This window comes from Flavobacterium cerinum, from assembly GCF_024496085.1.
GTDB classification, from domain to species: Bacteria; Bacteroidota; Bacteroidia; order Flavobacteriales; family Flavobacteriaceae; genus Flavobacterium; species Flavobacterium cerinum_A.
Genome location: NZ_CP101751.1, coordinates 3,325,900 through 3,335,607, shown reverse-complemented (window position 1 = coordinate 3,335,607; position 9,708 = coordinate 3,325,900). Strand labels below are relative to the sequence as shown.

At 37.7% G+C, this 9,708-nt stretch carries 7 protein-coding genes; all 7 read right to left on the bottom strand.

The annotated features are described in order from the left end of the window. Nucleotides 1-28: 28 nt before the first annotated feature. Nucleotides 29-1,909: a T9SS type A sorting domain-containing protein gene (locus tag NOX80_RS15045; RefSeq protein WP_256550619.1), complete on the bottom strand. Its 1,881-nt coding sequence runs from the start codon at nt 1,907-1,909 to the stop codon at nt 29-31. A gap of 313 nt (nt 1,910-2,222) precedes the next feature. Further along, nucleotides 2,223-3,440, bottom strand: a complete 1,218-nt coding sequence (locus NOX80_RS15040; protein WP_256550618.1) for a lanthionine synthetase LanC family protein — start codon at nt 3,438-3,440, stop codon at nt 2,223-2,225. An 11-nt stretch (nt 3,441-3,451) separates the two neighbouring features. Continuing rightward, entirely contained in the window at nt 3,452-4,402 is a 951-nt protein-coding gene (locus tag NOX80_RS15035; RefSeq protein ID WP_256550617.1) for a T3SS effector HopA1 family protein, read from the bottom strand. Further along, nucleotides 4,395-5,492, bottom strand: coding sequence for a phosphotransferase (locus tag NOX80_RS15030; protein ID WP_256550616.1), 1,098 nt, complete (start codon nt 5,490-5,492; stop codon nt 4,395-4,397). Before NOX80_RS15030 ends, NOX80_RS15035 begins: the two co-directional genes overlap by 8 nt. A 69-nt stretch (nt 5,493-5,561) precedes the next feature. Beyond that, entirely contained in the window at nt 5,562-6,920 is a 1,359-nt protein-coding gene (locus tag NOX80_RS15025) for a hypothetical protein (RefSeq protein WP_256550615.1), read from the bottom strand. 314 nt (nt 6,921-7,234) lie between these two features. Further along, nucleotides 7,235-7,981, bottom strand: a complete 747-nt coding sequence (locus NOX80_RS15020; RefSeq protein WP_256550614.1) for a LytR/AlgR family response regulator transcription factor — start codon at nt 7,979-7,981, stop codon at nt 7,235-7,237. Then, the gene (locus tag NOX80_RS15015) at nt 7,974-9,704 is read right to left on the bottom strand and encodes a tetratricopeptide repeat-containing sensor histidine kinase (protein ID WP_256550613.1); all 1,731 of its coding nucleotides are present in this window, start codon (nt 9,702-9,704) and stop codon (nt 7,974-7,976) included. Before NOX80_RS15015 ends, NOX80_RS15020 begins: the two co-directional genes overlap by 8 nt. Between the last annotated feature and the right edge of the window lie 4 nt (nt 9,705-9,708).

Here is a 9,708-nt window from a genome sequence, read left to right as displayed (position 1 = left end):
AAAAGGGTTAGAAGAAGCGTGAAACGGATTATTTTACAATTAATTTGATGACTTTAGATGTGCCTTGCAGATTGACGATAATCAGATAGGTTCCGGTAGCCGATAACGTATCCTGATATTCCAGATTTTTAATCGCATTGAGGTTTTTAGAACGAAGTAGCTTACCGTTCAGATCATATGTCAGGATTTCGGCATCACTTATTTCCTGTAAAGCAAAACGCAGCGTAAAAGGCTGGCCGGATAATATCGGATTCGGATATAACATCAGATTGCCTTCCGATAAATCATTTTGAGCCTTTACTTTTAGCGGAAACGATTTTGTACAACCATTACTGTTTTTAACCAGAAGAGTATAAGAACCGGCTTCAGTTGCTGTAAATCGCTTTTTATCGGATACAATACCATTGTTAAACGACCATTCATAAGTATAGTCATCCTGATGCGGTGTTATCGGGAAAAGTTCGACTTCATTGTTTTTATCCAGGTACCATTCCGAAGCCACTGATAAATCGGTTTCCGCTATTGTCGTCATCTCGATTAAATCCGTTTGAGTACGACCTTTACTGTCGGTAATACTAACATTGTATTGACCATTCGGAATATCTTTCAGATCCAGACGATCCAGATCTGTTGTAAAATGTTTGGCGTAATTTGTCGCCTGAATTCGGATTGAAAAAGGAGCTTGTCCGCCGTTAATTTTTAGTTTTATGTTACCGTTCTGAGCTAAATCACAGTTCGGTTCCATAACATCGTAAACGACAAAAAATGACGGTGCTTTGATAAACGTAAACAAGTCACCTCCGCTTTTGTCAGTATCCCAAAAAACATTTTTATAGTATAAAGTGGCTTCTTTTGTGGCTATTGGCCGATAATAATTAGCTGTAGTATAATCGAAATTACCCGAATCGTTTGGAGCTACAGCTAACCATATTTCTTCCTGATTCTCTGTTTTTTGATCCATCTGCATTTGTTTCGGATGAATCAGAACGGTTGTCGAAATAGAATCCGATGGCGTATTTTGCGTTTTCCAGATTCGTTTTATTTTACTGATACCGGCCTCGTTTTTGTTTTTTTTCAGAGCCGTACTCCCGCCGTTATCACCCCATAGCATAAACGTTTTGTCGGCAATCTGCGTTTTGTTGGCTGCATTGGTACTATCGATAGTACCATAACCGATATACAAGCCTTCTTTTTCAGCATTTCCGGATTGTTTTTGGTATAATCCGGAGTTATTGTCTCTTCCGATACCGGTAATTCGATTGTTAAAATCGGAATTCTTTTCATAATCCCATACTTTATTGTTGTAGGAGTCGATGTAATCCGTATTGCTCAGTAATGAAATTCCGTATTTTACAGAAAGGTAGGATTCTACTTTTTTCTTTTCTAAAGCGTTTAGTACTTTAGGATAATATAAAAGTTCCATTAAGTCATGTCCGGAAGTAGCATTGGTTAAGCTTTTCAGGTTGTCCAGAGTCAGGGAATTAGGCGTCTTTTTTCCGTTGTTTTGCTGACTGACGAAGTAACTCAGTACAATTCCGTTTTTGGCATTTACTTTTTTAAAGTCAAGGCTTTTGTCGGTTGCTACTTTTTTATTTGAAATTGTAGTGGTTTGACTTCCCAGTTTAAGAGTTGCCACCGACATTTCTTCTTTTTCTTCCGATCGGAATACGAGAAATAACGAATAGCGGTTGCTGAGTTTATTTTTATAGTCATTTGAAGTTTTACCCTCGATTCTATATTTCGGATTAAAATTAAAATAATGTGAGGTATCTGTTTTTTTCGCAATGAGATTGTCTTGTTGTTTTATCCATAATGTAGGTTTGGCAATTCCTCCTGGAGTTTGAGAATATAGCGCTACCACCGGGAGTAGTAAACTTATGAATGATACTATTCGGACTGTAAATTTCATAGACTAGAGAATTATTATTGGGCTCCCTAAATTAACATTTTTTTGTAATAAAAAACATAAACTAATTTTATCTAACAATATTTATTAAATTCAGTATTTTTTGTATATAAGTATTGAAATTCAGTTTTATAGGTGAAAGGCGGAGCGCTATTGCGGTTACAGCGGTTACCGGTTAGGGAGCGTACGAATAGCAGTCGAAAAAAATAGGATTATTATAGAAAAAAGGTAACCGTATAGTAAATTTACTTTAACGATTACCTGATATAATAATTTTTAAAAACGGGTTATTCAACGACTGTTAAAAGGGAATTTATTAACATCCCGGCAACAAAAGTGATTTGTGTTTTTCCGGATTAAAAAGTCTGAGATAAAAATAGCCGGTTCCTGCAATTCCCATCATAAGTCCCGGCGTATATTGTCCGGAATTAACACCGGTTGGCCAGGGCAATCGGTTGTCTTTATATTTATAAATACCCGCTTTACCAACCGTTTCGGCCAACGAATAATGCTCGGTACCGCAATCCATTAATATTTCAGCATTACCGGCAATACCATGGCATAACGAATAATTAGTGTTGTTAAGATTATCTATCAGATTGCGATATAAATTATCTCTTGTAGTCGAAAGAGCAATGTGCATTTCCTGTTTAAAAGCCGTATCCGGTTTTATCTGATTGGCTTTTAGTCGGGATAGTGCTATACCCGGTGCACCATGACACCAGGCCATACCGCAAACATTGCCTAGCGATGTGGTCACACCGTCTCTAAAATCAGGCCAGTTATGCTGAACAGCATCAAAGGATTGTCGTTCGTAGTTAAAACCGCCTACGGCACCTTCCAGAAACTGCGGATTTTGAGTAGCCTCATGTAATTGGAGCAGTGCTAATGCAACACCGGATGATCCATGAGAAAAACCGGTCAGATTTTTTTGAGAAGGAACAGTTGCCCAGGACCATATATCCTTATTTTTTTCAGCCGAATTATATAATAACAAACCAAGTGCGTTTGCTTTTTCCAGAAGTATCGGTTTATGATACGTTTTATAAACATCCAGAAGTACCGGAATCGTACCGGCAGCGCCACTGATAACGTCTATTTCATACGATTGTAATGAAGTAACAGGGATACTTTCAAGTAAAGTAATCCCTTCTTTAACCCATTCCTTTTTGTTTAATGTTTTTCCGATTTTGATCAATGCAGTGGCTATGCCCGGTTTTCCGGAGTAAAAACCATGATTAGGAGCATCTGCCATAATGGATTGGATTTGAGAAACAGCACCTTTGATTGTTTTGAGTAAAACAGGATCTTTTTTTTCCGAGTATAAGGCCGTTAAAAATAAAGCAATACCGGATGTTCCGGAATAAATATCAGGTCCGAAAGTTTTAATAATGCCTTCATATTTTCCGTTAACGGCTTCCATGGAATAACCTTGCCAGGTACAGGAATCATGATGCCATATAGCACTTTTCATAAGCTCGCAGGCTATATCCCAGGCGGTGTCAAGGTAAATATCTTTATTAGTAGGGGTCATAATGTTTAGGTTTAATTGAACAGGATTTTTGATCCTTTATTGAGATGTGGGGCAGATGGGCTAATACCCTTTTTTTGAAATGCCGCGGCAATTTCCCGGATGGTTACATCGTTAGCGGATTGTTTTAAAGTGGCCTGAAGTACTGCTTCGGCTACCAAAGTCATCCGATTCATACCAAAGCTTTCCTGAATACCCGGATTTTCAGCGATACCAATCCCTTTGCTGTAACGAAACGAGAAAAGCGGAACATCATCTTCCAGATAGTTTTTTACTTTTTTGGCTATTTCCGGAAGAATAAGTGTCATTAGAGGCATATGATCATCATCCAGATATAAAACAGCGGCATCACGACGAAAATAGAGATCGGGACGATTCAGGCATTTAAAAAGAAACGGGATATTATAGTGGTTTAACGTTGTTGTAATGGTATGAAGTAATACCGGCGCACCTTTGTCAGTAATATTCCAGTAAATGCGAACCAGTTTTTTTGACGTATCGATAAATGTATTGCTAAAAGCATAATAAAAAGTAGGTTGCCGGTATCGGTCTTCTTTCGGGAAAAATACGGAAACGGTTTGTTTTTCAGGGTCTTGTGCCTTTATAGCAGATAATGGAGTGATTCTGTTTTCGGAGTTTCTACTGATCGCAATATAACCGTTAGGATAGGTATCGTTCACTTTCCATCCCGGTTCTGTTGTTTCCCGGCTCTGATTGTTTTGTGAAAGAAGATTGATAAAATCAGTATTATCTTCCTTAAACGGCTCCGGATAGTTTAAGGATTCCGATTGGTATTTTTCTTTTAGCATATAGCATCCCGAATAGAGCAAATTGGTCAGTAGTGTAATGGTATTGCCATTAGTGATAAGGTGCTTTTTTCCTCTGAAATCGATATACGTTTCCGTTATTTTGATCTGATCAATTAGCCGGGATAATTCTTTTACTATTGTTTTATTGTTAAACATGGTGAAACATTTTTATATTAAACAGCTCGTCAAGAGCGGCCATTGGGTTTTTCATGATGTTGAAAGCCAGTTGAATACAACGCATATAATTAGCATCAATTTTACTGTTGTAAGTAGTGCCTTCAACACTGGTTTGAATGATTCGGGCTGCCATGAGTCGCATTACTTTATCATAAAAATAGCTGTGATATTCCTCGGGATATTGTTGTAATGTTACATACTCCTGAAGGAATGCCTGAGCGGAAGGTTGTAATTTTTTCATATCAAAAGGTTTCATATAATCCGGAAGTTCGTTGCTGTAAGGATTATTATTGTCGAAGCCCAAAACCCATACTGAAATGTACGATTGTAAAAGTCCGGCTACATCCCAAAGCGGGTCGCCAATGTCGGCCAGTTCCCAATCAATTAGTTTTTGAGTAACAGTTGTATCGTTGTTGGCTACAGCCAGAAAATTGATCCATTTGATATCACCGTGAATAAGATGCGTATAATCCCAGGAAGCAGCCAGATCGATAAGTGCGTTTTGTAAAATGCTGTTATCCTTAATCAATTGTATTATTTCGGTACTGGCCTGGTTGCCTACAAAAAAATCAGAAGCATTAAATTGATCCAACCGGAGTACCCAGGGTAAGATTTTCGGAAAGCCGGAAATATCGGTGTTGGTATTGGGTTTAATATGGCAGGCAGCTAGTATATTGGCTTGCTCTCGGGCAAGGTTCGTATCAAAATTTTGAGAGAGCATATAATACTCGTATACGTTTTTGGCATCAGGCAATAGTCGTGTAATTAAAATCATATTGTCATCATCATAATCAAGCAGATCGGGGACAAGGCTTGCCAGATTTGAAAACTCGGGATTATTTTTAAATAAAGCATAGGCATTTATTTCCCTTTGAAACTGACTTACAGAAACCGGATCTTTTTCCATTTGCTTAACAAATACTGAATTTTCTTTTTGAATTATTACTTTCAAAATCCTATTTCGGGTATTGGCCGGTAGTACCGTAAAATTTCCCTTTACAACGGCAGCACTGTCAATAAGTTGGCGTTTGTGTAAAAAGCGGTATATGTTTTCAGGTGTTATTTGCATAATCAGGGAAGTTAGGGTTAAAGAATTACCGCAGGGTTTAGGCCCTGCGGTAAAGAAAACAAAGTAGTATTAACAAACAAATGGAATTCCGGTACAGCTAATTGTCGGAAGACAAGATAATGTCGGATAACAAGAAGCGGTATTTACACATTGACTCACCGGTAGTGTTGGTACAGCTGCATTTTCAGTCTGTGCACCGCCGGATTGACAACCGGGTAACAAAGTCGTTACATGTTGGCAGGCCGGTAATAAGGTAGTCGGATAACCACCTTGTGGGATGCTGTTACAAATAAACGGTACTCCTGTAATACAAGATGTGATAGTCGGTACACATTGTCTTGTCGGTATCGGAATACAAGAAGCTACCGGAAGTGTCGGAATCGCAGCTGTATTTGCGGCACTTTCATTAGCATTAGCCTGTAGTCCTTTTACGCCGCCGGACTGACAACCCGGTAATAGTGTTGTCACATGTTGACAAGCCGGCAATAAAGTAGTCGGATAGCCACCTTGCGCGATACTGTTGCAAATAAACGGTACTCCTGTAATACAAGATGTAATTGTTGGTACACACTGTCTTGTCGGAATACAAGAAGCTACCGGAAGTGTTGGTATATCGTTTGCATTGGTTTGCATGTCCAGTGTTTCGCCCGACTGGCATCCCGGTAACAGTGTAGTAACGTGTTGACAACCCGGTAGTAAAGTAGTCGGATAATCGGTTGCAGCACCTCTGCAAATAAAAGGTATTCCGGTTACACACGAAGTGATTGTTGGAACACATTGTCTTGTAGGTATCGGAATACAAGACGCTACGGGAATCGTAGGTATGTTAGTATTCGTTACATTACAGATCTGAGGCATGGTTGGTATACAAGGCATGGTTGGTCCGCAGAAAGGAGGTATTGTAACAACAACGTTACTCTGATTCAGGTAATCGTTGTAAATATCACCTTTTAATAAAGACGAACCGCTGGCATCGTTAAATCCGTTTCCGGAATGGAAAGCCAGAACACTGGCAAATTGACTGTCGTCGATATCGTTTTGGATACCGGTAAGAAGTAACGGAACATCAAAATGCTGATTAAATACAAAACATTTCCATCCTAATAACGGTATATCAATACAAGGATTTAGTCCCATATCAAAACTAAAAACACCACCGGCTTCATTAAAGTTAGTGATGTTGATTGTGATTTTAAATTTCGATAAAGGCTGCCATGTGTAGCTTACATCTGCATTAAGATTAAAAGCTTTACTTACATTTCCGAAAGGGGTTCTTAATCCGACGATAATGGTTACTGTCCCTTTTACGGCTGAGGCTGTTACACAAGCACTACACCCTAAAAAGGACGGACTACACCAATCGACTGCGTTTATGTTGTCGTATCCTTCATATACGGCACCATTTTCTACTATTGCTATTTTTGACATGATTTTGTTGGTTTTATAGCGGCCTACTCTTTTTTAGGGTTTTTCGGCATACATCCCTGTGTTTTCTATCGGTTGGCTTATTAAAATACAGTTCCATAGCTTGTATGAAAAAGGATTCTGATTAAGCCCGGAAACACAAAATCTGCTAGCTTTCTTTTGTTTTCTGATATTAAAATTACAGGTGTTATAAAGGCTTTTTTAAAGAAATGGTATGAGAGGGAAAATTATTGACATGAAGTTGAAAAATCCCGGTATGGAAAAAGCAAATAAAAAACGCTTCCGGATGGGAAGCGTTTAAATATTGTAGGGAAAGTTTATTTCAGGATATTGAATTTCTTTAGAAAATCCTTGTGTTTGTCGCTTAGCGTTACCTTGTGATTACCCTGTAAGATGACAAGATTTTCGGTAAGCATAATGGCTTCGATTTTGCCGGTATTGACAATATAATTTCGATGCGTACGCACAAACTTACTGCTTTCCAGTAGTTCGCTCAATCGGGTAAGGGAAATCATAATCACAAACTTTTCGTGTTCGGTAATAATGTTGCAATACCGTTCTTCCACCTCAATATAAATGATGTCGTCGATGCGTACTTTTTTAAGAGCATTTTTCTTTTTGATAAAAAGAGAATCACTGCTAATCACGGTATCCTGATCTTCACTTAAAAAAACATCAGTTTGCTCGTAAAACTTTTCGATGGCTATTTCCAGCGCATATAAAATTTCCAGTTCGTTAAAAGGTTTAAGCAGAAAGCTAAAAGGTTTTGTGAGCTTAGCCCGCTCAAAAATCTGACGATCGTTAGAACTCGTAAGAAAAACAAAAGGTTTTGATGCAGAAGGAGTGATGTTGATCGTTTCGGCAAAAGCAATACCGTCGGGATTTCCGTTTAAAAAGACATCAATAATGACAATATCGACTGTGTTTTGATAAAACAGCGATAAAGCCTCACTAAAGGTTCGGGCTACACCGGCAATAGTATAATTATTTTCGGTAAGCACTTTCACCAAAGCATCACTTTCCGCCGGAGTATCTTCAATGATCAATACGCTAACATTATTCATTTTTCTTTACTTTTTGTAATTGTATACGAACTACAGTTCCTTTATTTTCCTCGCTTTCGATATGAAATTGACCATCATTTTTTTTGATCATACTTCGGCATAATTGCATTCCCAGACCGGTACCGGTTTTTTCATGATTTCCTTTTTTTGAAACGGTATCGGTTTCGCTATTCAGATATTCCAGAAACTCTTTTTTTATCCCGATTCCGGAATCGGCTACAATAAGTGTACAATAATCGTCCGAAATTGTTGCTGTAATTGTAATATGATCCTTCTCGCGGGTAAACTTAATGGCGTTATCCAAAAGGTTGCGCAAAACTATTTTTAATGAACTCTGATCGGCGAATACAAAAATACTTTTGGGAACCTGATTTTCAAAATGAATATTTTTATCGGTCATTAACGGAGTATAATTATAGGCTACCTGTTGTACGATCGAATGCAGATGTACGGATTCTTTGTGGAAATAAAATTGTTTGGTTTGCATCAGCGCCCAATGTAATAGGTTGTCCAATAGATTATAGGAACTGTTCGCAATGGAGTTGTTATGATGTAATAGCTTGTCAAGTTCGTTATACTCTTTCTTTTCAAGACTGGTCAAAAGTTTATTATTACTGTTTTTTAATGCGTTTACAGAGGATCGTAAATCATGACTGACGATTGAAAACAACTGATCTTTTGCCGCATTGAGTTCATCCAGTTCGTTTTTTTGTGATAATATAATTTTGTTGGTTTTGCTTTTTTGACGGTAAAAGTAAATACCCGTCCCAAATAGAATAAGTAGGAGGACAGAAGAATAGAAAAAACCGTTTCTTTCGGCGATTTTAAGTTTATTTTCGGCTTCCAGAATATCAATCTCTTTTTCCTTCTGAGTGACCATAAATTTCTTTTCCAGATCGGCAATGGCCCATATTTTATTTTGATCATTAAGTGAATCCCGCCAGTTTTCGTATTCTTTCCGATAAATCAGAGCATTGGTAAAATCCTTATTATTTTCCGCCACAACAGCCATATTTAGAGCCGTATTCATTTTTAACTGCGGATTGTTTGTCTTCTTTGAAAAATCGTATGCTTTTTTAAAATACGGAATGGCCATATCATCCTTATATTGTTCGTAATATAAATTAGCGATACTCATATAGGCACCGATTAGCGATACGGTATCTTTTTCAGCCTGTAATAAGGAAAATCCCTCAGAAAGATAGTGATCTGCATCTTTAAAGTTGTTCAGATGCAGATAGGATAATCCTATATTATGGTAAACAACACCTTTTTTAAAATCATAATGCCCGGTTTGAGGAAGCTTGTCTATTTCTTTAAAATAAGCAATAGCTTTTTGATAATTTCCTTCTTCAAGTGCTATTTCACCCAAATAAAGACTGACTTTATAATTGAACCGGAAATTTTTTGTGATGGTTTCAAACTCTTTACGGCCTTCTTCATTAAGTCCTTTGTTTTTAAAGCTAAATCCACGGAAATAATGACAATAATCAGCTATCTCATTATTGTTGCGCAAAGCCAGTTGTTTCATCGAATAAACCAAAGTGGAATCCCAGTTTTTTGCAATGAAAAACTGCTGCGCCTTATAAAAATAAGGTTGTTCCTTATACTGTTGTGCTTTCTGTTTCAGAACAGCATCCAAATGCGATTGCTGTTGTGAAAAAAGAAGATTTGACAATAAAAGGGCTATAAAAGTAACCGCTAACTTGTTTTGAGAAATCATAGGG

What these genes read in the sequence shown, in the direction of transcription:
- NOX80_RS15020 (WP_256550614.1), bottom strand. Translation starts at nt 7,981, where the DNA reads ATGAATAATGTTAGCGTATTGATCATTGAAGATACTCCGGCGGAAAGT.
- NOX80_RS15040 (WP_256550618.1), bottom strand. Translation starts at nt 3,440, where the DNA reads ATGACCCCTACTAATAAAGATATTTACCTTGACACCGCCTGGGATATA.
- NOX80_RS15030 (WP_256550616.1), bottom strand. Translation starts at nt 5,492, where the DNA reads ATGCAAATAACACCTGAAAACATATACCGCTTTTTACACAAACGCCAA.
- NOX80_RS15025 (WP_256550615.1), bottom strand. Translation starts at nt 6,920, where the DNA reads ATGTCAAAAATAGCAATAGTAGAAAATGGTGCCGTATATGAAGGATAC.
- NOX80_RS15045 (WP_256550619.1), bottom strand. Translation starts at nt 1,909, where the DNA reads ATGAAATTTACAGTCCGAATAGTATCATTCATAAGTTTACTACTCCCG.
- NOX80_RS15035 (WP_256550617.1), bottom strand. Translation starts at nt 4,402, where the DNA reads ATGTTTAACAATAAAACAATAGTAAAAGAATTATCCCGGCTAATTGAT.
- NOX80_RS15015 (WP_256550613.1), bottom strand. Translation starts at nt 9,704, where the DNA reads ATGATTTCTCAAAACAAGTTAGCGGTTACTTTTATAGCCCTTTTATTG.